Annotated in this window: 18 protein-coding genes, 1 pseudogene and 1 riboswitch; of the genes and pseudogenes, 7 read left to right on the forward strand and 12 right to left on the reverse strand. The window is 74.1% G+C overall.

All coding sequences use genetic code 11. The features are described 5' to 3' along the window. Positions 1-12: 12 nt before the first annotated feature. Both ACF089_RS10635 and ACF089_RS10640 read right to left on the reverse strand, forming a co-directional pair. Positions 13-492: a GNAT family N-acetyltransferase gene (locus ACF089_RS10635; protein ID WP_392024582.1), complete on the reverse strand. Its 480-nt coding sequence runs from the start codon at positions 490-492 to the stop codon at positions 13-15. A 42-nt stretch (positions 493-534) separates the two neighbouring features. Further along, positions 535-891, reverse strand: coding sequence for an antibiotic biosynthesis monooxygenase family protein (locus tag ACF089_RS10640; RefSeq protein ID WP_392024584.1), 357 nt, complete (start codon positions 889-891; stop codon positions 535-537). Between the two features lie 213 nt (positions 892-1,104). Here ACF089_RS10640 and ACF089_RS10645 point away from each other — a divergent pair, with 213 nt between their 5' ends. After that, a complete protein-coding gene (locus ACF089_RS10645) occupies positions 1,105-1,512 on the forward strand; it encodes a DUF3291 domain-containing protein (protein WP_392024587.1) in 408 nt (135 codons plus the stop codon). A gap of 99 nt (positions 1,513-1,611) precedes the next feature. On the opposite strand, the gene ACF089_RS10650 is transcribed toward ACF089_RS10645, so the two are convergent. Then, positions 1,612-2,313 carry an O-methyltransferase gene (locus ACF089_RS10650; RefSeq protein ID WP_392024590.1) on the reverse strand — a complete coding sequence of 234 codons (702 nt, stop codon included), beginning with the start codon at positions 2,311-2,313 and terminating at the stop codon, positions 1,612-1,614. 321 nt (positions 2,314-2,634) lie between these two features. Here ACF089_RS10650 and ACF089_RS10655 point away from each other — a divergent pair, with 321 nt between their 5' ends. Then, entirely contained in the window at positions 2,635-4,851 is a 2,217-nt protein-coding gene (locus tag ACF089_RS10655) for a bifunctional glycosyltransferase 87/phosphatase PAP2 family protein (RefSeq protein ID WP_392024593.1), read from the forward strand. A gap of 296 nt (positions 4,852-5,147) precedes the next feature. Here ACF089_RS10655 and ACF089_RS10660 read toward each other — a convergent pair whose 3' ends face one another. Further along, on the reverse strand, positions 5,148-6,500 hold the full coding sequence (locus tag ACF089_RS10660) for a cytochrome P450 (protein WP_392024596.1): 1,353 nt from the start codon (positions 6,498-6,500) through the stop codon (positions 5,148-5,150). Between the two features lie 277 nt (positions 6,501-6,777). Here ACF089_RS10660 and ACF089_RS10665 point away from each other — a divergent pair, with 277 nt between their 5' ends. Both ACF089_RS10665 and ACF089_RS10670 read left to right on the forward strand, forming a co-directional pair. Beyond that, positions 6,778-7,947, forward strand: a complete 1,170-nt coding sequence (locus tag ACF089_RS10665) for a steroid 3-ketoacyl-CoA thiolase (protein ID WP_392024599.1) — start codon at positions 6,778-6,780, stop codon at positions 7,945-7,947. A gap of 197 nt (positions 7,948-8,144) precedes the next feature. Further along, positions 8,145-8,936 (forward strand): hypothetical protein, encoded by a 792-nt coding sequence (locus ACF089_RS10670; RefSeq protein ID WP_392024602.1) that lies wholly within the window; start codon positions 8,145-8,147, stop codon positions 8,934-8,936. Between the two features lie 137 nt (positions 8,937-9,073). Here ACF089_RS10670 and ACF089_RS10675 read toward each other — a convergent pair whose 3' ends face one another. The 7 genes and pseudogenes from ACF089_RS10675 to ACF089_RS10705 form a co-directional block, all read right to left on the reverse strand. After that, a complete protein-coding gene (locus ACF089_RS10675; RefSeq protein ID WP_392024605.1) occupies positions 9,074-9,502 on the reverse strand; it encodes a transglycosylase SLT domain-containing protein in 429 nt (142 codons plus the stop codon). A 290-nt stretch (positions 9,503-9,792) separates the two neighbouring features. Next, entirely contained in the window at positions 9,793-10,632 is an 840-nt protein-coding gene (locus ACF089_RS10680) for an ECF transporter S component (protein WP_392024607.1), read from the reverse strand. Next, complete coding sequence (locus tag ACF089_RS10685) at positions 10,629-12,344, reverse strand: ABC transporter ATP-binding protein (RefSeq protein ID WP_392024609.1); 1,716 nt, start codon at positions 12,342-12,344, stop codon at positions 10,629-10,631. The genes ACF089_RS10680 and ACF089_RS10685 overlap by 4 nt, the downstream gene beginning before the upstream one ends. After that, positions 12,341-13,456, reverse strand: a complete 1,116-nt coding sequence (locus ACF089_RS10690; protein WP_392024787.1) for a CbiQ family ECF transporter T component — start codon at positions 13,454-13,456, stop codon at positions 12,341-12,343. Before ACF089_RS10690 ends, ACF089_RS10685 begins: the two co-directional genes overlap by 4 nt. Before the next feature lie 449 nt (positions 13,457-13,905). Beyond that, positions 13,906-14,562: an SCO2322 family protein gene (locus ACF089_RS10695; protein ID WP_392024611.1), complete on the reverse strand. Its 657-nt coding sequence runs from the start codon at positions 14,560-14,562 to the stop codon at positions 13,906-13,908. Then, positions 14,562-15,791, reverse strand: a complete 1,230-nt coding sequence (locus ACF089_RS10700; protein WP_392024612.1) for a prenyltransferase/squalene oxidase repeat-containing protein — start codon at positions 15,789-15,791, stop codon at positions 14,562-14,564. Before ACF089_RS10700 ends, ACF089_RS10695 begins: the two co-directional genes overlap by 1 nt. A gap of 132 nt (positions 15,792-15,923) precedes the next feature. Continuing rightward, positions 15,924-16,007: riboswitch (cobalamin riboswitch) on the reverse strand. 379 nt (positions 16,008-16,386) lie between these two features. After that, positions 16,387-17,449, reverse strand: a pseudogene (locus ACF089_RS10705) (MBL fold metallo-hydrolase). A gap of 153 nt (positions 17,450-17,602) precedes the next feature. Between ACF089_RS10705 and ACF089_RS10710 the strand changes: the two are divergent. Then, the gene (locus ACF089_RS10710) at positions 17,603-19,072 is read left to right on the forward strand and encodes an aldehyde dehydrogenase (protein ID WP_392024613.1); all 1,470 of its coding nucleotides are present in this window, start codon (positions 17,603-17,605) and stop codon (positions 19,070-19,072) included. Further along, on the forward strand, positions 19,072-19,305 hold the full coding sequence (locus tag ACF089_RS10715; protein ID WP_392024615.1) for a ferredoxin: 234 nt from the start codon (positions 19,072-19,074) through the stop codon (positions 19,303-19,305). The genes ACF089_RS10710 and ACF089_RS10715 overlap by 1 nt, the downstream gene beginning before the upstream one ends. Positions 19,306-19,526: 221 nt before the next feature. On the opposite strand, the gene ACF089_RS10720 is transcribed toward ACF089_RS10715, so the two are convergent. Further along, positions 19,527-20,201: a TetR family transcriptional regulator gene (locus tag ACF089_RS10720; protein ID WP_392024617.1), complete on the reverse strand. Its 675-nt coding sequence runs from the start codon at positions 20,199-20,201 to the stop codon at positions 19,527-19,529. Positions 20,202-20,467: 266 nt separating this feature from the next. On the opposite strand from ACF089_RS10720, the gene ACF089_RS10725 reads away from it, so the two are divergent. Beyond that, positions 20,468-21,802, forward strand: a complete 1,335-nt coding sequence (locus ACF089_RS10725) for a glycosyltransferase family 4 protein (protein WP_392024619.1) — start codon at positions 20,468-20,470, stop codon at positions 21,800-21,802. The last annotated feature ends 49 nt before the right edge of the window (positions 21,803-21,851 follow it).

Raw genomic sequence — 21,851 nt, forward strand, 5'->3', positions numbered from 1 at the left:
GCCCGGCGGCGGTCACAGCTCCTTGGCGTACCAGACGTCCATGTACGGGCCGGTGCGGTACGGGGGCGTCTCCGCGTAACCGTGACGCGCGTACAGCGCCCGGGCCTCGACCAGGTCGAGCCGGGTGTTGAGCACCATCCGCCGGGCCCCGAGGCCGCGCGCCCGCTCCTCCAGCGCGTCGAGCAGCAGCCCCGCGCCCCCCTTGCCGCGGAACGCGGGCCGGACGTACACCCGGGTCAGCTCGGCGCGCTCCGGGTCGAGCAGCAGGATTCCGCCGCAGGCCGCGGCCTCGCCGCCGTACCGGCCGACGAGGAACTGGCCGGTGGGCGGGGTGAGCAGCTCGACGCCGTCCCCGGCGAGCCCGCCGGCTATCTCCTCGGCGGTCGCGGGCCGCCGCCAATAGCGGCTCGCGACCTCGTCGTAGTAGTCGCGTCGCAGCGGGCCCGCGTCGGCGGAGTGAACGGCCTCGGGGGCGATGGTCCAGTGGGTCACATCGCCCTCCCTACCGCAGCGACGCACCCGCTGACCAGCGATTCAGCTCTTGGGGGCGGCGGACTGGACGACCTCGAACGACCACACCGTCGATCCAGTCGCGGCGGGCTTCGGCTTCTCGCCGCCGCCTTCGCCGCCCGCGCCTCCCTGGCCGGAGCCGGCCGCCGGGCCGTGCGCACCGCGCATCGAACCGGCCATCCACGCCTCGAAATCGGCCTCGCTGCGCCAGCGGGTGTAGACCAGATAGTCGTCGGTGCCCTCCAGCGGGCGCAGCAGCTCGAACCACTCGAAGCCGTCGGCGCTCTCCACGGAACCGGCACGGGAGGCGAAGCGCTTCTCCAGCACTTCGCGCTGCTCGGCGGGGACGGTCAGGACATTGATCTTCACCACGCTGGCCACAGGGACATCCTTCGCATAGAGGTGCTCCGACCGTACCGCCCGGCCCCCGGCGGCCCGCCCCCGGGACCGCGTATCGGGTCCGCCGCCGTTTCGGGGCGCGGGGCGGGGGCGCCGGCGCGCACGTACCCCGCGCGCACGCGCCCCGCTCGCGGCGTGCGCCGGCGCTGTCTAGCGTGAACAGCGCCGCCGTCCGCCGTCCGGAGGAGTGTCCCCGTGCCGCCTCTTCCCTGGGTGAAGGTCAACCCGGCCGTCCCCGGCACCCGCGCCCATGTCCTCGCCTCCCGGCTGGAGCTGAAGTCCTTCGCCCGGATCCCGGACTATCTGCTGAAGACGGTCTCCGTCTTCCGGCAGCTGCGCGGGTCGCCGGGGGCGCTCGGGGTCTCCCTGGACGCGCGGCCCGGCCGGCGGGCCTTCTGCACGCTCTCCGCCTGGGAGAGCCGGGAGGCCCTGGACGCGTATGTGCGCACCGAGCCGCACAAGAACGTCATGGCCCGGCTGCGGCCCCTGCTCAGGGCGACGACCTTCACCTCCTGGGAGGTGCCCGTGGAGGAGCTGCCCGTCGACTGGACGGAGGCCCGCCGCCGCCTCGACGAACAGGCGCTCGCCGACGGCCGGGGCTGAGCCGTCCGCCGGGGCCGAGCCGGCCGCCGTCCGCCGAGGCCCCCCGGCCCCGCCGTCCGCCGAGGGCCTCAGCCGGTCACACCCGCCGGACCGGGGACGTCAATCGGTCACCACCGCCATCAGGAACCCGTCGTACCCCTTCGAACCCACGGTCTGCACCGCCGTCGCCTCCAGCCGGGGCTCCCGCGCCACCACCTCGAACATCTCGCGCGTACCGGCGACCGCCTCGTCCGCGCCGTCCCCGGACAGCACCGCCCCGCCCCGGACGACATTGTCGACAATGATCACGCTGCCGGGACGGGAGAGCTTCAGCGCCCACTCCACGTACCGGGGATTGTTCTTCTTGTCCGCGTCGATGAAGAACAGATCGAACGGGCCCGCCCCCGGCTCCGCCGCCAGCTTCGGCAGCGTCTCCAGCGCCGCCCCCGTCCGCACCTCCGCGATCGCGTCCAGACCGGCTCGGGAGAGATTGGCGCGCGCCACCTCCGCATGCGCCTCGCTGTACTCCAGCGAGATCAGCCTGCCGCCCTCCGGCAAGGCCCTGGCCAGCCAGATCGTGCTGTAACCGCCCAGCGTCCCGATCTCCAGAACGGTCCGCGCGCCCCGCGCCCTCGCCAGCAGATACAGCAGTTTGCCCTGATTGCCCGCGACGCCGATCTCCGGCAGCCCGGCCCGGGCACTGGCCGCCTGCGCGGCGGTCAACGCCTCGTCGTCGGGGGCCAGCAGATCCGTCACATATCCGTCGACCGCCCGCCACACTTCCGGGTTCTGCGCCCTGGGCTGCTGAGACTTCTGATTCATACGTCAAACTTATGGCAGCGAGGGGTTCCGGGCCCGCGGCCCGGCAGCCGTGACGTGCGAAGGCGCGCCACGGTTCTTGTATGTTCCCCCCGCACCCCTCCTCGGGGCATGTCGTCATGTCACACCGCCCGACACCGGTCGGCGGGCCCGGCCGGTATCGGAGATCCGGCCGGACCGGACGCGCCGGCGGCTGTCAGGCGAGGAGGGGGTCGCCCGAGTCTTCAGGACCGGGCGGTGCGAAGCTCTGGGACACCAGAACAGAACCGGACGTAACGGAACGTAGGGGAGGCGCGGCGCGACGTGGCGAACGCGGAGCACAGCGTGCGCGAGAGTGCGACGACGGACTCGAGGACGGGCGCGGCGAGGGTCGCCCTGTGGCTCGTGGCCGCCGTCCTCGCCATACGGCAGACGGCCGTGGTCCTGAGACAGCCTCCCGGCGAACGCCTCATCGACCTGGAGACCTGGATCGGCGAGAACGGCGTCCTGCGGGCCGGGGGATCGCTGTACGACACCGACCGGTTCACGGGCACCCCCTTCGCGGGACTGGTGCTCAGACCGCTGACCCACGCCGCCGAACAGGCCCTCGGCATCGCCTGGACCCTCGGCACCCTGCTGCTCGTGGCCGGCGTCGCCCTGGTCGTGGCGCGCGCCCTGCCCGCTCCCGTCTCGCGCCGCAGCGCGCTGCTGGCCGCGCCGGTCGCGCTCAGCCTGCTGATGATCTCGCTGCCCGTGCGGAACAGCTTCCACCTCGGCCAGACCAGCGTCATCCCCGTCCTGCTCGTCCTCCTCGGCTGCTTCGCGGCCCGCGGCGAGCGACGGTCCGGCCTGCTGATCGGCGTCGCCGCCGCGCTCCAGCCCACCGTGCTGCTCTTCGCCCCGCTGCTCTGGCTCACCGGTCGCAAGAAGGCCGCCGTCACCTCGGCGGCGACCTTCGCCGCCTGCTCGGCGCTGGCCTGGGCCGCGATGCCGGGCGACTCCCTCGCCTACTGGGTCGAGCACGCCGCCGGCGCCGGGCTCGGCGGCCACCCCGACGGGCTCGCCAACCAGTCGCTGCACGGCGCGCTGCTCCGCTTCGGCCTCGAAGGACCGCTGGAGATCGCGCTCTATCTGGCCCTCGCCGCCGCCGTGGCCTGGCTGGGGCTGCGCCGCGCCGTCCGGTACGCCCGGGACGGGCAGCTGCTGCTCGCCGTCGCCATCACCGGCTGTGTCGCCGTCGCGGTCTCGCCGACCACCTGGCAGCACCAGCTGCTGTGGGTGCTGCTCGCGGTCGTCGGCCGGGTCGGCAAGCGCCGTTCGGACCGGATGCTGTGGCCGGTGCTGACCGTGCTGACGCTGACCCTGCCCAGCAAGATGCTGCTGCCGAACATCATGGTGCTCGCGCCGGTCCGCGACAACGCGGTCCTGATCGCGGCGCTCGCGGCGGCCTGCGCGGTGCCCTTCCTGACCCGCACCTCGCCGTACTTCCGCCGGCCCGTTCCCACCGAGTACGTCACCCCGCTGCCCTCGCGCTGGAGCCGGGTCCCGCTGCTGCCGTTCTGGCGGCGGGTGATCAGCCGGCCGAATCTGCTGCTCGAACTGATCGTGATCCGGGTCGGCTATTCGATCTACTCACAGATCCGGCTCGCGGCGACCGGCAGTGTGGAGGCGGCCCGTGAGCACGGCCGGCAGATCGACTCGATCGAGCGGGCCATCGGCATCGACATCGAGCACTGGGTGAATCACGCGGTGGTCGGGGTGGAGTGGCTGGAGGGCTTCTTCAACTTCTACTACACCTCGTTCCACTTCCCGGTGCCGCTGGCCATTCTCGCGGTGCTCTACATCCGCCGTCCCTCGGACTACCGCTGGGCGCGCTCCGCGCTCGCCTTCGCCACGCTGCTGGCGCTGGTCGGGTTCTGGCTGTATCCGCTCGCCCCGCCGAGGCTGATGCCGGGCATGGGCTTCATCGACACCGTGCACCGCACCAAGGACCTCGCCAATCCGGAGTTCGGTCCGCTGACCCAGCTCACCAACCAGTACGCGGCGATGCCGTCGCTGCACTTCGGCTGGTCGCTGTGGTGCGGTGTGGTGGTGGTGCTGCTCGCGCCGAAGCTGTGGATGAAGCTGCTGGGCCTGGTCCATCCGCTGATCACGATGTGCGTCATCGTCGGCACGGCGAATCACTGGATCCTGGACGCGCTGGGCGGCGCGGTCGTCGTCGCCGCCGGTTTCGGTCTGACGTATCTGCTGTCGGGCCGCCGCGAGGTGCGGCGGGCGGACGGCGCGGACGCGCCGCCGACGGCCTCCGGCCGGACCGCCGAGCGGATTCCGGTTCCGGTTCCGCCCCCGGCCGCCGAGCCGGTGTCGGCGTCGGCGCAGATCGCCGTCCCGGCGGCTCGGGAGCCCAGCGGGGACGGTGCGGCGCGCAGGACGGCGGACGCCGGGGCGGGGGCCGCGCGGAAGAGCGCGGGCTCCGGAGCGTCGGAGTCCGCGGCCCGGGACGCCGAGGACCCGGGCGATCCGCAGGAGCCCCGGGCCGCCGTCCCCGCCGGGCCGCAGTAGCCGGAGCGGCAGCGGGCGCAACGGTCGGCGCATGGGTCGGCGCGTCGGGTCGGTCAGTGAGCCGGTCGGCGCGTCCAGTCGCTCAGCGAGTCGGTCGGCGCACGGGCCGGCGCGCACCGGCTCCGCGCGTCGGGTCGGCCTGCGCCCGGGACGGCGTACCGGTCACCGCGTGAGACGGCGCGCGGCTGCCCCGGGGGGTACGGGAAGGCTCCCGTACCCCCCGGGGTGGATCGCCGCGTTCCGTCAAGGATCCGCCCGTGCTCCGGGTCTCGCCACTCGGGGCGGCCCGGTCCGGCTCAGCCGCCCCGGGTGACCCGTAGCTCCTTGATCCCGTTCAGCCAGGCCGACCGCAGCCGGCGCGGCTCGCCCGCGAGCCGGAGGTCGGGGAGCGCGTCCGCCAGCGCGTTGAACATCAGATCGATCTCCATCACCGCGAGCGATCTGCCCAGGCAGAAGTGCGGACCGCCGCCGCCGAACCCCAGATGCGGATTGGGGTCGCGGGCGATGTCGAAGACCTCGGGCCGGTCGAAGACCTCCGGGTCGTTGTTGGCGGACGAGTAGAAGAGCCCCACCCGGTCCCCCTCGCGGATCTCCCGCCCGCCGAGGACGGTGTCCTGGGCGGCGGTGCGCTGGAAGGCGACGATCGGCGAGGCCCAGCGCACGATCTCCTCGGCCGCGGTCGCCGGGCGCTCCCGCCGGTAGCGCTCCCACTGCTCGGGATGGGTGAGAAAGGCGTGCATCCCGTGGGTGACGGCGTTGCGGGTGGTCTCGTTGCCCGCCACGGCCAGCAGGACGACGAAGAACCCGAACTCGTCCGACGACAGATTGCCCGCGCCCTCCGCCGCCACCAGCTGGGTGACGATGTCCTTCGCCGGGCAGGCCTTGCGGTCCGCCGCCAGATTCATGGCGTACGAGAGGAACGCCATGGTCGCCTCGACGCCGGCCTCCTCGGTGATCGCGAACTCGGGGTCGTCGTACGACGCCATCGTGTTGGACCAGTCGAAGATCCGGGCCCGGTCCTCCTGCGGGACGCCGATCAGCTCGGCGATGGCCTGGAGCGGCAGCTCGACCGCGATCCGGCTGACGAAGTCGAAGGAGCCGTCCGGCCCGGCGGCGGCGACGGCCTCGTCCACGATCGCGCGCGCCCGCTCGCGGAGCGCGGCCCGCAGCGAGCCGACCGAGCGCGGGGTGAAGCCGCGCTGCACGATCTGCCGTACGCGGGTGTGCTCCGGCGGGTCCATATTGAGCATGATCAGCCGCTGGACGTCGATCTGGTCGCGCCGGATCGACTCGTTGAACCGGATGACCGCCGTGTTGCGGAAGGACGAGAACAACTCCGGCCGGGTGGAGACGTATTTGACGTCCGCGTGCCGGGTCACCGCCCAGTAGCCCTCGTCGTCGAAACCCGAAGCGCCGCGCCGCTGGGGGATCCAGGACACCGGCGCGGTCTCTCTCATCAGGGCGAACTCGGGGTGCGGGACCCTGGTCCGCAGCAGATCGGGATCGGTGAAGTCGAAGCCTTCGGGCAGGCCGCGGGTCCCTTCGGGCAGGCCGTGGATCCCCGCGGACGGGGGGCCGGGCCCTTCGGACAGGCCGTCGGCCCCTCGGGGCGGACGGCCGGACCCTACGGGCGGATGGGGACAGGGCATCGGCAGCTCCAGCTCTGGCGTCGGCGCCAGGGACACGGGCGCCGCGACTCGGCGCGCTATCCCTGACGACCCATCAGGAGGTGTCCGAAAGCTAGTAACGAGTTCTACAACTCGCAAGGGGCATGGCCGGATTGCCCGCCCGCGGCGGCCGGAGCAACGGCGTGCAAGACCCTTGCGCACTGAGGGTAGCTGTCATAAGACTGACAGTAGAACTAGAACGCGTACCAGTTCTAGCGCGGAGCGCCGGGACGCCCGCGCCGTGAGGAGAGGACGAGCCATGGCCGCGGAACCCGTCATCGTCGAAGCCGTACGCACCCCGATCGGCAAGCGCGGGGGAGCGCTCGCCAATCTCCACCCCGCCTACCTCCTGGGCGAGACCTACCGCGAACTCCTCGGCCGCACCGCGATCCAGCCCGACTGCGTCGAACAGATCGTCGGCGGGACGGTCACCCACGCGGGCGAGCAGTCCATGAACCCGGCGCGCAACGCCTGGCTGGCGATGGGACTTCCGTACGAGACGGCCGCGACGACCGTGGACTGCCAGTGCGGCTCCTCGCAGCAGGCCTCCCACCTGGTCGCGAACATGATCGCGGCGGGCGTCATCGACGTCGGCATCAGCTGCGGCGTCGAGGCGATGTCCCGGGTGCCGCTGGGCAGCGGCTCCAAACACGGCCCGGGGAAGCCGTTCCCCGACGAGTGGAGCGTGGACCTGCCCAATCAGTTCGAGGCCGCCGAACGCATCGCCCGCCACCGGGGTCTGAGCCGTGAACGGGTCGACTCGCTCGGGCTGCTCTCCCAGGAACGCGCCGCGACCGCCTGGTCCGAGGAGCGCTTCAAACGCGAGACGTTCGCCGTCCAGGTCCCCACCACCGAGGACGAACAGGCCGCCGGACAGGGCATGTGGCGGCTGGTCGACCGGGACGAGGGACTGCGGGACACCAGCATGGAGGCGCTCGCCCGGCTCAAGCCCGTGATGCCCACCGCCGTCCACACCGCGGGCAACTCCTCCCAGATCTCGGACGGCGCGGCCGCGATCATGTGGGCCTCCAAGCGGATGGCCCGGGCCCTGAGGCTGCGTCCCAGGGCCCGGATCGTGGCGCAGGCGCTGGTCGGGGCGGATCCGCACTTCCATCTGGACGGGCCCGTCGACGCGACCCGCGCGGTGCTGGGGAAGGCCGGGATGTCGATCAAGGACATCGACGTGGTCGAGATCAACGAGGCCTTCGCCTCGGTGGTGCTCAGCTGGGCGCGGGTCTTCGAACAGGATCTGGAGAAGGTCAACGTCAACGGGGGAGCGATCGCGCTCGGCCATCCCGTCGGGGCGACCGGCGCGCGGCTGATCATCACGGCCCTGCATGAGCTGGAGCGCGCGGACAAGGAGTTCGCGCTGGTGACGATGTGCGCGGGCGGGGCGCTGGCGACGGGGACGATCATCCAGCGGCTGTGAGCCCGCCAGGGTGCGGGGCCGAGCCGGTGCGAGGGGGCGAGCCGCCGCGCACGGGACCGCCGTTCGGACGGTCCGGGCGGGGCTGAGCGGGTCCGGCCGCACGAGGCCGGCCGGGCGGGCCCGTACCCGAGGGCGGCTGTCAGTGCCGGGGGATAGGTTCTCCACGACTCCCGCCGCTTCCAAGGAGAGACGACGCCGTGGCCCCAGGACCGCCGAGGACACCGCTCGACATCGGCGAGCTGATACCGGAGCTGGCCCCGCTCCGCAGACGGGCGACGGCGCTGTCGTCCGCGCCCGGCGACCCCGGGGCCCGGGACAGCTCCATCGGCGGGCCGATGCTCTGGCCCGCCGACGAGCCCTGGCCCCACTGCGCGGAGCCCGGGCACGCCGACTGGTCCGGCGCGCAGCCCTCACGGCCGGTGCCCATGGTGCCGGTGGTGCAGCTGTTTGCCCGTGATGTGCCCGAGCTGCGGTTCCCCGAGGGGAAGGACGTCCTCCAGCTGCTCTGGTGCACCCTGATCCACACCGAGGAGCCGTGCACCGTACTGCCGGTCCTACACTGGCGCGCGGAGTCGGAGACGCTCGCCGCCGGAGTGCTGCGGGACATCCCCGAACCGGCCGAGGGGGAGTACGAGGGCGACTTCACCCCCCGTCCGCCGTGCGCGCTCTCACCCGTCGTGGTCGACGACTACCCCAACTGGGACCGACCCGAGGCGCTGCGCCCCCGGATCGCGGCCGCGGAGGAGGAGTTCGGCTTCTTCTACACGGAGCTGGCCTGTGTGCTGGAGAGCAAGGCCGGCGGATACCCGGCCTGGACCCAGCCGCCCGACTGGCCCTCCTGCGACCGGGGCCATCGGATGGAACATCTGCTCAGCGTCACCGGGGACGAGCACGTGGACATGGACATGGGGGACGGGGGAGGCGTCTACGTCTTCCTCTGCCGAGAGTGCCCGGAGCTTCCCCACGCCCACCGCTTCGACTGTCACTGAGGCCCGAGCGAGGTCCGAACGAGGCCGTGCGGGAGCGCCCCCGGGGCCGGGGCAGGGGGCGGAACGAGGACCGCGGCCCCCGGTCCTCGGGGTGCGAGGGCCGGGGGCCGCGGTCGGCGTTCCGGTGGCGGGACCGGTCAGTACCAGCCCTGGGTCTGCCAGGTGGACCAGGCGTCACAGGGGCTGCCGTAGCGGTCCTTCATGTAGTCGAGGCCCCACTCGATCTGGGTCTCGGGGTTGGTCTTCCAGTCCGCGCCCGCGGTCGCCATCTTCCCGGCGGGCAGCGCCTGGACCAGCCCGTACGCACCGCTGGAGGGGTTCTGCGCGTTCACGTCCCAGTTGCTCTCATGCGTGACGATCTTGCTGAAGCAGTTGAACTGCGCCTCATTCTTGATCATCTTCTTGGCGATCGCCTTCGCGGACGCGGACTCGGCCGCGGTGGGCGCGGCGGAGGCCGACGGCGCGTTCACGCCCAGCACCATCGCGGCGGAGGTCGCCACGAGCGCGGAGCCGAGCAGGGCGGTCCGGGGACGCGGGGAGAAACGGCTGAGAACGGAGCGGGTCACAGAGAGCGCCTAACGTCGGGAACAGGTCCGTCGCACGGGCAGCCGGGATCCCGCCTCGGAAGAAGGGATTCCGCCCGGTGGCACAGGCTCGGCTCCAGGAGGAGCACGGGCCGCGCCGGCGACCTGATCAGTTGTACGGCCCGTCCGCCCCGCCGGCAACGGCCCCCGCTACTAGCCGGCCCCGTAGCCGGACGCCGGCCGCACCCGCCCGGAGGGGGTGCGGGAGCGCCCGGCCCGGCCCCGGCCGCTACGGCCCCGCTTAGCAGAGGACCAAAGCCCTGTGGGCCGCCTCACCCGCCGGCCCCCCGCCCGGGCCCCTCGAATGTGACCTGGGCCTCGAAGGCCGCCCGCCGGGTCGCCCTCCGCAGCGCCTTCAGCACGACCGCGCCGAGGGTCAGCGTCAGCACGAGGGTGAGCGAGGCCCGCCCCAGGTCCCAGCCGAGGGAGGTGGCCAGACAGTAGGCGAGGAAACGCACCAGGTTCTCCCCGACCGGGTCGCCCGGGTGGAAGGAGATCCCGGAGGAGAGCCCGCCGACGAGGATCCAGCCCTGGAGATTCATCACCGTGCCGTACGCGAACGACGCGACCGTCCCGTACGCCCCGAGCATCAGCAGCTCCGCCCGGCCCCGGATCCGCTCCGCGCCCGGCAGCAGCCCCGCGCCCATCGTGAACCAGCCCATGGCCAGCATCTGGAACGGCATCCACGGCCCCACGCCGCCCGTGAGCAGCGCGGACGCGAACATCGTCACCGAGCCCAGCACGAAGCCGAACCCCGGGCCCAGCACCCGCCCGCTCAGCACCATCAGGAAGAACATGGGCTCCAGGCCCGCCGTGCCCGCGCCGAGCGGGCGCAGCGCGGCCCCGACGGCGGCGAGCACCCCCAGCATCGCCACCGCCTTGGCGTCCATCCCGCTGTCCGCGATGGTCGCCACGACCACCGCCACCAGCAGCGGCAGCAGCGCGGCGAAGAGCCAGGGCGCGTCGGCGCGGTGGGAGACGAGACCGGAGCCGGGGTCGGCGAGCAGCGGCCAGCCGAAGGCGATCACTCCGACGAAGCTGACCAGGGCCAGGGCGGCGACGGAGCGCGGGCCCAGCCGGACCGGCCGCGCGCCGGGGGCGACGCTCCTCACAGCGCCTCCCGGACCTGGGCGACGGTCAGCCAGCGCCCCGGGGCGAGGATCTTGGCGACCTGGGGGGCGAAGGCGGGCGAGGAGACCACGATCTCGGCCGTCGGCCCGTCCGCGACGATCTCGCCGTCGGCGAGGATCACCACCCGGTGCGCCAGCTCGGCGGCCAGCTCCACATCGTGGGTGGCCAGCACGATGGTGTGGCCTCGGGCCGCGAGCCCCTGGAGGACCCTGACCAGCCGGGCCTTGGCCGCGTAGTCCAGCCCCCGGGTCGGCTCGTCGAGCAGCAGCAGCGGGGGCCGGCCGGTCAGGACCAGCGCCAGGGCGAGCGCGAGCCGCTGTCCCTCGGAGAGATCGCGCGGGTGGGCCGTGTCGGGGACGCCGGGGAGCAGCTCGTCCACCAGGGCGCGGCAGCTGCCGGGCGGGGCGTCCGCGTCGGCGTCGGCGGCCGTGCACTCGGCGGCCACGGTGTCCGCGTAGAGCAGGTCGCGCGGCTCCTGTGGCACCAGGGCGACCCGGCGGATCAGCCGGGAGGGCTCACTGCGGTGCGGAGTGAGACCGCCGACGGTGACGCTGCCCGCGGTGGGTTCGAGCAGTCCGACGAGGGCGGAGAGGAGGGTCGACTTCCCGGCTCCGTTACGGCCCATGAGGGCCACGGTCTCGCCGGGCGCGAGGCTGAGGGTGACGTCGTGCAGGGCGGTGACGCGGCCGCGTCGGACGGTGAGCCCGTCCAGGGCGGCGGTGTCCGAACCGGCCGGCGGCACGGGGGCGGGCTCCGGGGTCCTCGGACGGCGGCCCGGCATCCGGAGCAGGCTCCGGCGGGCGGCCGGCTCCGGGGCGGGCTCCGGAAGACCGGCGGGAGCGGGGACGTCGGGCCGCCCCGGGGCGGGCGGGGTGAGGCCGGCCAGGCGCTCCCGCAGCGCGGCGGCGCGTCGGCGGGCGTCCCGTACGGACAGCGGCAGCGGGTCCCAGCCCGCGAGCCGCCCCAGGGCCACCACCGGCGGGTGCACCGGAGAGAGGGCCATGATCTCGGCCGGCGCGCCCATGACGGGGGGCTGCCCGGGGCCGGGCAGCAGGATCACCTGGTCCGCGTAGTGCACCACGCGTTCGAGCCGGTGCTCGGCCATCAGCACCGTCGTCCCCAGATCGTGCACCAGCCGTTGCAGCACCGCGAGGACCTCCTCCGCCGCCGCCGGGTCCAGCGCCGACGTCGGCTCGTCCAGCACCAGCACCTTCGGGTGCGGGGTGAGCACCGAGCCGATCGCCACCCGCTGCCGCTGGCCTCCGGACAGCGTCGCGATCGGCCGCTCGCGCAGCTCGGCGAGCCCGAGCAGATCGAGCGTCTCCTCCACCCGTCGGCGCATCACGTCGGGCGCGAGACCGAGCGACTCCATCCCGTACGCCAGCTCGTCCTCGACCGTGTCGGTGACGAAGTGCGCCAGGGGATCCTGGCCGACCGTGCCGACGAGATCGGCCAGCTCGCGCGGGGGATGGGTACGGGTGTCGCGGCCGTCCACGGTGACGCGCCCGCGCAGCGCGCCGCCGCTGAAGTGCGGGACCAGCCCGGAGACCGTGCCCAGCAGAGTCGACTTGCCGACTCCCGACGGGCCGACCAGCAGCACCAGCTCCCCCTCGGGGACGGTGAGGTCGAGCCCCTGGAGCGCCGGCCGCTCCGCCTCGGCGTAGGTGACCGACACCGCGTCGAACCGGATCACGGGGACTCCTCGGGTACGGAAGCGGAAGCTGAAGTGGAAGCGGCCGGGTCCGGGGCCGTCGCCGCGGACGGGGGGACGGGCGCGACGAACGCCGGGAGCAGCCCGACGGCGATCGCCAGCGCGGGCCACAGCGGGAGGACCGGCGCGACCAGCGGTACGACGGAGGGGTGCAGGGCCTCGGGATTGAGGGATCCGGCCCAGATCATCAGCGCGGCGACCGCCGCGCCCGAGCCCGCCACCAGCCACGAGCGGACGCCGAACAGATCCGGGCGGTAGCGGGTGCGCAGGGAGCGCCGCCCGCCGAGCCGGAGGCCGACGACGGCGGCGAACAGCCCCGCGAGGAGCAGCGGGAGCCCGTAGACCGCGCCCTCGGCCGCGAGCAGTCCGTACGAACCGGCGCAGACGCCGAGCAGACCGCCGAGGGTGAAGACGGTGGTGGTGCGGCGCACGGCGGGCGGGACATGAGCGCTGCGGCCGTACCCCCGCGCGTCCATCGAGGCGGCGACGGCGACGGAGCGTTCGAGCGCGCCCTCCAGCACGGGCAGCCCGATCTGCGCGATCGCCCTGATCCCGCCGGTGGGGCGGCCGCGCAGCCTGCGGGCGGTACGGAGCCGGGCGACGTCGGCGACCATGTTCGGCGCGAAGGTCATCGCGACGACGACCGCGACGCCGACCTCGTACAGCGCGCCCGGGAGGCACTTGAGCAGCCGGGCCGGGTTGGCGAGGGCGTTGGCCGCGCCGACGCAGATGAGCAGGGCGGCGAGCTTCGCGCCGTCGTACAGCGCGAAGACCAGCTGCTCGGCGGTGACCCGGCCGCCGATACGGATGCCGCGCGCCCAGTCCGGGAGCGGGACCTCGGGGAGGGTGAAGAGGGTGTGGGAGCCGGGGATGGGCGAGCCGAGGAGGGTGGAGAAGAGGACCCGGATGCCGATGACGAGGACGCCGAGCTTGACGAAGGCGAGGTAGGAGCGGGCCCAGGGGGCGTCGGTGCGGCGCGCGGCGACGACGTAGCCGGCGACGGCGACGACGAGGGCGAGGAGGAGGGGGTTGGTGGTGCGGGAGGCGGCGACGGCGAGGCCCAGGGCCCAGAGCCACCAGGCGCCCGGGTGCAGGGCGTTGCGGCGGTCGGCCTGGGGAGCGCGGAGGCGCTGTGCGGCGCGGAGGCGCTGTACGGAGCGGGAGGGGGTGGTGGGGCGGGGGGCCCGGGGGTGTGTCTGGGCGCCGGCCCGGGGGGTGCGCCTCAAACGCCGGCGGGGCTGGTTTTTGATCGGTTCGTCGGAGGCTGCGGGGGTATCGCGCCTCAATCGCCGGCGGGGCTGGATTTGGGGCTGCTCGATTTCGTCTGCGGGGATGTTCCGCCTCAAACGCCGGCGGGGCTGGGGTGGGGGCTGCTCGCGCTGCGAAAGGCGGCGGGGGTGGGCTGGGGGGGCCTCGTGCGTCGGACGCCAGGCGGGCTGGGGTGGGGGCTGCTCGTGCGTCGGACGGGGGTGGGGCTGGGGTGGGGTGGGCTCGTCTGTTGAAGGGGAGCGGGGCTGGGGGGTGGTCGGGGTGGGGTCGGTGGTCATCGGGGGCGGCGGCGGGATTGGAGGAGGGCGGCGAGGGCGAGGAGGGCGATGGCGGAGACGCCGGCGATCGCGCCGAGGGAGGGGCCGCCGTCGGAGTCGGAAGCGGAGTCGGGCTCGGCGGGGGCGGTCTTGCCGGCGGCGGCGGAGACCTGCTCGCCGCAGCCGGTCGCGGGGTAGCCGGAGATCGCGCAGAGCAGGGCCTGCCCGTTGTAGCGCAGCGGCTTGGCGACCGAGGCCAGGGCGTCCGCGGTGGTCGCCGAGTCCGCCACCCGCGCGCAGGCGGTGCGCTGCGGCGGCGGGTTCTCGCCGTCGGGGGCGTCCTCGGGGAGGCCGGGGTCGATGACGAGGGCGACGCGCTTGGCGCCCGGCTCGGCCGGGGTCGTGCCGCAGACGTCCGCGAAGTCCGGGGCCCGGCGGGGGCGCGTCGAGTCCGCGCTGTCGGCGCTCACGGAGAAGCGGAATCCGTTGACGGAGCCGTCCTCGGGACGGGCCGTCGCCGGGCCCTCCGTCGCGTACGTCCAGGCGGCCCCGTCGCCCTGCCAGAAGGACCAGTAGCGGTACCCGGCCCCGGCCGCCTGCGCCGGACCCGCGCCGAGGAGCGTCAGCGCGGCCGCCGCGACGAGGAGCCACGACAGCGGAGACCGGGCGCGCATCACCGCTGGGACTTGCGTCGGCCGCCGAAGAGCACGCCCACGCCGACGGCCGCCGCGAAGAACGCGCCGACGAACCACCACATGCCGGAGCCCGAGTCGGAGTCCGAGGCGGCGTCGGAGTCCTTGGACGCCTTCTCCGCCCGGGGCTCGGGGCCCGTCGCGTTCAGGCCCGCCACCAGGTCCGTCGTACCGAAGCTCTTCGGGTCGGCCCCGGCCGCCTCGGCCGCGAGGATCAGCTGGGCGTACGCCGCCGGGCCGGACTCCTTCGCCCAGTCCGCCGCGTTCGCCTCCAGCCACTCCAGGGGCTTCTTCGCCCGGTCGGCCATGCCCTGGGCGGTCAGCGCCACCACCGCGTCCGCCGTGTTGCCGAAGTCCGGCTTCTTCGACGGGTCGTCGGAGCCGGGCATCGGCGGGGTGAGCAGATGGCCGGTCTTCGCGAGCGCGGTCGCGAGGTACACCGCGCCGTTGTGCGCGGCGCCCTCGATCGTCTTCGCGGGCTCGCAGGAGTCGCCGGAGTCCTTCGCGCCCGCCTTCGCCGCCAGCCCCTCGCCCTTGGCCGCGACCACGGCCGCGGCGGTGGAGTCGGCGACGATGCCGGGCTGCTTCGGCTGGAAGACGAACGCCCCGCCGTTCTCGCCGCCGCAGGGCGTGGCGAAGGTCAGCAGCGCGTCGTACGGCGACTTCCCGTCCTTCGAGGTGACCTCGCCCGGCTTCGCGCCCGCCGCCGCGAGCGCGCCGATCACGATGGAGGTGGAGTTGGCGTCGCTGGCCCCGCCGGGGTTGTAGCCCCAGCCGCCGTCGGCGTTCTGGACCTTCGTCAGCCAGTCGACGGACTTCTTCACGGTCTCGTCCTGACCGCCGAGCGCGGCGAGCGCCTGCACCGCGGCGGCCGTGGCGTTGGAGTCCAGCGGCAGCTTCGCGGCGCACGCGGCCTTCGTGTCCGCGCGGTACGCGGCGAACGCGCCGTTGTCGCACTGCTGCCCGGTCAGCCACTCCACGGCCTTCTCGGCGGGCGTCACGCCGACCGTGTCCTGGGCGAGCAGCGCCAGGGCCTGCCGCCAGACGCCGTCGTACGTCGGGTCGCCCGTCCCGTACAGACCGGCGGGGAGCGCGGCGGAGGGGGAGGGGGTGGGAGCGGCGGCGGCGGGGGACGCGGCGGAGGCGACGGCCACGCCGAGGACGGCGGAGGCGGCGAGCGCTGCTGCGCCGCGGCGGCGAACGGTGGTCATGGGCGGGGCGGGCCTCTCCTGCGGGAGCCGGGCACGGGCACGCTCAGGCACCAGGGCTCCGGTTCCGTATTCCTCGACGGTGCCGGTCACCGGCGGGCTGCCGGTGGCGCGAGCCGTTCACGGTCGCGTACGGGGCATTCCGGCTCGCCGCCCCCGAGCGGATCGGGGTGACGGCTCACGGCTGCGGGTCAGCGCCGGATTCGCACCGGCTTCCCCCCGTACGGGTGTGATGACGACCTGCCCACTCTACCGGCCGTCCGGCCGCCATCCGGAGGGTGAGCCCCCGCTTCTGTCCCGGCCGATCCGATCGGATGCGGTCGGTCCGGACGGGGCCGGACCGGATCGGATCCGTCCGCCCCGGCCGACCTGGCCGTCCTCGCCGCGCCCTCCGCCGGACCGTCCCGCCCGGCGCGCCCGCTCCCCGTGACGCACGCCACGCCGCGCCCGGCCCCGCGCCCGCCTCGCGTACGGGACGGGACCGTGGGTACGGGACCGCGCCGCGCGTAACAGGACGACACCGCACGCACCGGCCCGCACCGCACGTACCGGCCCGCACCGCACGGGCCCCGCGTCCAGAGCCCCGCCGCGTACGCGGTCACACCGCCGCGTACCGCGTCGGGACGCCCGGCAGGGCCTCGGCCCGCCCCCAGGGTCACAAGCCTGCGCAGGTGCGCCTCCGCCTCCGCCACCGCGATGTTCCGCGAGCCGTGCGGGATCCGCTCCCACGGCCGGTTCCAGGTCATCCGCTCGGCGGTCTGCCACGGGGTGAGCGGCTCCGCCAGCAGCTCCAGCAGCTGTCCGAGCCGCCGCTCGTGGTGGTCGAGCAGCTCCCGCACCCGTCCGGCGGCCCCGGTGAAGGAGTGCTGGTGCGCGGGCAGCACCTCGGCGACCGAGAGCCGGCCGACCCGCTCCAGCGACGCGAGGTAGTCGCCGAGGGGATCGGCGCCGAGATCGGCGGATTCCGGTCCTTCCGGGTCCTCGTACAGGCCGATGTGCGGGCTGATCCCGGGGAGCAGATGGTCCCCGGAGAAGAGCCGGCCGCGGCCCGGGAGGTTCGCCGGATGCGCCTCGTCCAGATGGAGGCAGACATGGCCCGGGGTGTGTCCGGGCGTCCAGATCGCGGTCAGCCGCCGCCCGGCGAGGTCCAGCCGCTCCCCGGGGACGATCTCCCGGTCGGGCAGGGCCGCCCGCCGCCCCGGGTCCGTCCCGGCGCGGCCCGTCGCGAGGGCCGTCCGCAGCAGCGCGGTGTGGGCGTCCGGGGCCCCGGCGCGGGCCAGCTTCTCGGCGAGGAAGGCGAGCCAGACGCCCGGCCCGGCCTCCCGGGTCCTGCGTACCGCCTCGGCGTCGGCGGCGTGCATGGCGATCCACGCGCCGGACGCCTCCCGGACCTGCCCGGAGAGCCCGTGGTGGTCGGGGTGGCAGTGGGTCACGAGCACCCCGTGGACGTCCCGCACCGCGACCCCGGCGGCGGCGAGCCCGGCGGTGAGGGCGTCCCAGGAGTCCGGGTCGTCCCAGCCGGTGTCGACGAGGACCGGGCCCCGGTCGGTGTCCAGCAGATGGACGAGGGTGTGGCCGAGCGGATTGTCCGGGATGGGCACCTCGATGGACCAGACCCCGCCGCCGTGATCGATCACCCGGGTCCGCTGAGCCTGTGTCATGACGCCCGCCCCTCTCGGCCGGCCCTCCCCGCCTCCCCCGGCGGCGGGCTCTCCCGCCTGCCGCCGGCGGCACGGGCATTGCCCGTCGCGACGAGAGCTGATATCAGTTCTGACACAGTGTCAGATAAACCCCGGGTGCAGGAGGCGGCGGCCATGACCGAGCTCGTGGAACACGGAGAACTCTTCATCGGCGGGGAGTTCGCCGAACCGCTCGGCGACGAGGTCATCGAGGTCGTCTCGCCCCACACCGAACAGGTCATCGGCCGGGTGCCGCACGCCTCCCGCGCCGATGTGGACCGCGCGGTGGCCGCCGCCCGCACCGCGTTCGACGACGGCCCCTGGCCCCGGCTGCCGCTCGCCGAGCGGATCGCCGCCGTCGGCAGGATCAAGGACGCGATCGCCGTCCGCCACGAGGAACTGGCCCGCGTCATCAGCTCCCAGAACGGCTCCCCGTACTCCTGGAGCGTGCTCGCCCAGGCCCTCGGCGCGCTGATGGTGTGGGACGCGCATCTCGCGATCGCGCGGGACTTCCCGTACGAGGAGAGCCGGGACGGCGCGCTCGGCCCCCTCCTGGTGCGGCGGGAGCCGGTCGGCGTGGTCGCCGCCGTGGTGCCGTGGAACGTGCCGCAGTTCACCGCCGCGGCCAAGCTCGCCCCCGCGCTGCTCGCCGGGTGCACCGCCGTCCTCAAACCGTCCCCCGAGTCGCCGCTCGACTCCTGGCTGCTCGCCGGCATCGCGCGGGACGCCGGGCTGCCCGAGGGGGTGCTCTCGGTGCTGCCCGCCGGACGGGAGGTGAGCGAATACCTGGTCGGCCACCCCGGCGTCGACAAGGTCTCCTTCACCGGATCGGTCGCGGTCGGCAAACGGGTCATGGAGGTCGCCTCCCGCCGTCTCGCCCGGCTCACCCTGGAGCTGGGCGGCAAGTCCGCCGCCGTGATCCTCCCCGACGCCGACCTGGAGTCGGCCGTCGCCGGGATCGTCCCCGCGGCCTGGATGAACAACGGGCAGGCCTGTGTCGCCCAGACCCGGGTGCTCGTGCCGCGCTCCCGCTACGGCGAGTTCGCCGAGGCGCTCACCGCCGCCGCCTCGGCGCTCGTGGTCGGCGATCCGCTGGACCCGGCGACCCAGGTCGGCCCGCTGGTCGCCCGGCGGCAGCGGCGGCGCACTCTCGACTACATCGACTCCGGGCTGCGCGAGGGCGCGAAACTCCTCACCGGCGGCGGCCGCCCGGCCGGACTCGAACACGGCTGGTACGTCGAGCCGACCCTCTTCGGAGAGGTCGACAACAGCATGCGGATCGCCCGCGAGGAGATCTTCGGCCCGGTGGTCTGTCTGCTGCCGTACGGGGACGAGGACGAGGCCGCGCGGATCGCCGACGACTCCGACTACGGGCTCAGCGGCAGCGTCTGGACCGGCGACGTCGAGCGCGGCATCGGCTTCGCCCGGCGGATCCGGACCGGGTCGTACAGCGTCAACACCTTCGGCCTGGACATGCTTGGGCCATTCGGCGGATACAAGAACTCCGGCGTCGGGCGGGAGATGGGACCCGAGGGCTACGGTGCGTATCTGGAGCACAAGACGATCCATCTGCCCGCAGGACACCGAGGCGACGGAGGCAACTGATGGGCGACCGCTGGCGCATCGAGGTCGACCGGAGCGTCTGCATCGGCTCGGGCATGTGCGTGGGCACGGCCCCGGACGGCTTCCGGCTGGACGAGGCGCGCCAGGCGCATCCGACGGCGGCGGAGAGCGAAGCGAGCGAGACGGCGCTGGAGGCGGCGGAGAGCTGCCCCGTCGAGGCGATCACGATCACCGTGTCGGCGAGCGGGGAGCCGGTGTTCCCCCCGGAGGAGTGAGCGGGCCGGGGAGCCCGGCTCCGCTTCCGCTTCCGGGCCGGCGCGCCCTTTGGCCGGCGCTCCGGCGGCTCTGCCGGCGGCCCCTCTCACCGGAGACGGATCTGCCGACGGATCTGCCGACGGATCTGCCGACGGATCTGCCGACGGACCTGCCGACGGACCTGCCGACGGACCTGCCGACGGACCTGCCGACGGACCTGCCGACGGACCTGCCGGCGGCGCTACCGGCGGCCCCGGGAGCGCGCGGGCTCCCCGGCCCCCGCCCCCGCCTCCGCTTCCGCCTCCGCTTCCGCCGTCGTCAGCTCGATCAGCCGGCACACCGTCTCGATGTCGATCCGCACCTGGGCGATCGAGGCCCGCCCCGACAGCCAGGTGATCAGCGCCGAGTGCCAGGTGTGCTCGATCACCCGGACCGCCGACAGCTGGGCGGGCGTCGGGCGCTCCAGCCCCGTGGCGTCCAGGATGATCGCCGTCGTCTGCCGCGAGACGGTGTCCACCTCGGCGCTGACGCTCCGGTCCGCGAAGGTCAGCGCCCGCACCATCGCGTCCGCGAGATGCGGCTCCCGCTGGAGCGCCCGGAAGGCCCGCATCAGCGTCTCGGCCACCCGCTCGGCCGCGCTCTCCCCGCCCGGCGGACGCTTCCGCAGGGTGGTGTGCAGATGCTGGAGCTGGTCCTGCATGGTGGCGACCAGCAGATGGATCTTGGAGGGGAAGTAGCGGTAGAGCGTGCCGAGCGCGACCTCCGCGGCCTCGGCGACCTCGCGCATCTGCACCGCGTCGAAGCCGCCCCGGCTCGCCAGCTGCGCGCTGGCGTGCAGGATGCGGCGGCGGCGTGCCTCCTGGCGCTCGGTCAGCCGCGGTGAGGCGGGCCCCCGCGGCCTGGCTTCGGCAGTCATATGTCCCGTTCCCTCACAAGGCGGATCATCCCGTTCCGTGCGCCCGCGGCGCCCGCGCCGGGCGGCTGCCGGACGGGTGTCGGACACGGATCGGTCGCACAGCATGGCAGCGTGGCCGCCGTGGTGCGAATCACCTGTTCCAGCCCTTACAGCGGCGCTACCTGCCGGTAGATTCGAAGCTCGTTGAGCGACCAAGTCTGAAACTTGTTCTAGATTAGCGCGAGCGGTTACGCTCCGGCGAAACGCAGTGATGAAGGGGGCCGTGAGTGACCGCTGAGGCCATCGAGGCCGGCCCTCACGCGAACCCGGGGAAGGGCCGCCGCACCGCGGCCTCCCCCCTCGGCGACGCGGCGGGCGACGCGCCGCTGCGCATCGCCCTCCTCTCCTACAAGGGCAACCCCTTCTGCGGCGGCCAGGGCGTCTACGTCCGCCACCTCTCCCGCGAACTGGCCCGGCTCGGACACCGCGTCGAAGTGATCGGCGCCCAGCCCTACCCCGTACTCGACGAGGGCGTCCCCCTCACCGAGCTGCCCAGCCTCGACCTCTACCGCAGCCCCGATCCCTTCCGCACGCCGGGCCGGGGCGAGTACCGCGACTGGATCGACGCGGTCGAGGTCGGCACCATGTGGACCGGCGGCTTCCCCGAGCCGCTGACCTTCTCGCTGCGCGCCCGCCGCCATCTCGCCGCCCGGCGCGGACAGTTCGACGTCGTCCACGACAACCAGACCCTCGGCTACGGACTCCTCGGCGACCTCGGCGCACCCCTGGTCACCACCGTCCACCACCCCATCACCGTCGACCGGAAGCTCGATCTGGCCGCCGCCGACAGCCGCGGCCGGCGGCTCTCGGTCCGCCGCTGGTACGGATTCACCCGGATGCAGAAGCGGGTCGCCCGCCGGCTGCCCTCCGTCCTCACCGTCTCCGGCTCCTCGCGGCAGGAGATCGTGGACCACCTCGGCGTACGCCCGGACCGGATCCGGGTCGTCCACATCGGCGCCGACGCCGAACTCTTCTCGCCCGACCCCGCCGTCCCCGAGATCCCCGGCCGGATCGTCACCACCTCCAGCGCCGATGTGCCCCTGAAGGGCCTCGTCCACCTGGTGGAGGCGCTGGCCCGGCTCCGCGCCGATCATCCCCACGCCCATCTCGTGGTCGTCGGCAAGCGCGCCGAGGACGGCCCGGTCCACCGGCTCATCGAACGCCACGGGCTCCAGGACGCGATCGAGTTCGTCAAGGGAATCTCCGACGCCGAACTCGTCGACCTGGTGCGCGGCGCGCAGATCGCCTGTGTGCCCTCGCTGTACGAGGGGTTCTCGCTGCCCGCCGCCGAGGCGATGGCCACCGGCACCCCGCTGGTCGCCACCACCGGCGGGGCGATCCCCGAGGTCTCGGGACCCGACGGCGAGAGCTGTCTCGCCGTCCCGCCCGGCGACGCGGACGCCCTCGCCGCTGCCCTCGGCCGGCTCCTGGGCGACCCCGAACTGCGGGCCAGGCTCGGCGCGGCGGGCCGGGCCCGGGTGCTGGAACGGTTCACCTGGGCCAAGGCGGCGCAGGGGACGGTGGAGCTGTACCGCGCGGCGATCTCCCGGGTGGCCCGTTGACACCCTCGTACGCCCCCGTCCCGCCCCGCCCCACGGCCGCGCCCCGTCC

The organism is Streptomyces sp. NPDC014894 (assembly GCF_043080985.1).
Taxonomy (GTDB): Bacteria; Actinomycetota; Actinomycetes; order Streptomycetales; family Streptomycetaceae; genus Streptomyces.

Excerpts from the sequence above, each read along its gene's own strand:
- ACF089_RS10650 (WP_392024590.1), bottom strand. The coding sequence starts at position 2,313 with ATGAATCAGAAGTCTCAGCAGCCCAGGGCGCAGAACCCGGAAGTGTGG.
- ACF089_RS10660 (WP_392024596.1), bottom strand. The coding sequence starts at position 6,500 with ATGCCCTGTCCCCATCCGCCCGTAGGGTCCGGCCGTCCGCCCCGAGGG.
- ACF089_RS10665 (WP_392024599.1), top strand. The coding sequence starts at position 6,778 with ATGGCCGCGGAACCCGTCATCGTCGAAGCCGTACGCACCCCGATCGGC.
- ACF089_RS10695 (WP_392024611.1), bottom strand. The coding sequence starts at position 14,562 with ATGCGCGCCCGGTCTCCGCTGTCGTGGCTCCTCGTCGCGGCGGCCGCG.
- ACF089_RS10700 (WP_392024612.1), bottom strand. The coding sequence starts at position 15,791 with ATGACCACCGTTCGCCGCCGCGGCGCAGCAGCGCTCGCCGCCTCCGCC.
- ACF089_RS10710 (WP_392024613.1), top strand. The coding sequence starts at position 17,603 with ATGACCGAGCTCGTGGAACACGGAGAACTCTTCATCGGCGGGGAGTTC.
- ACF089_RS10715 (WP_392024615.1), top strand. The coding sequence starts at position 19,072 with ATGGGCGACCGCTGGCGCATCGAGGTCGACCGGAGCGTCTGCATCGGC.
- ACF089_RS10720 (WP_392024617.1), bottom strand. The coding sequence starts at position 20,201 with ATGACTGCCGAAGCCAGGCCGCGGGGGCCCGCCTCACCGCGGCTGACC.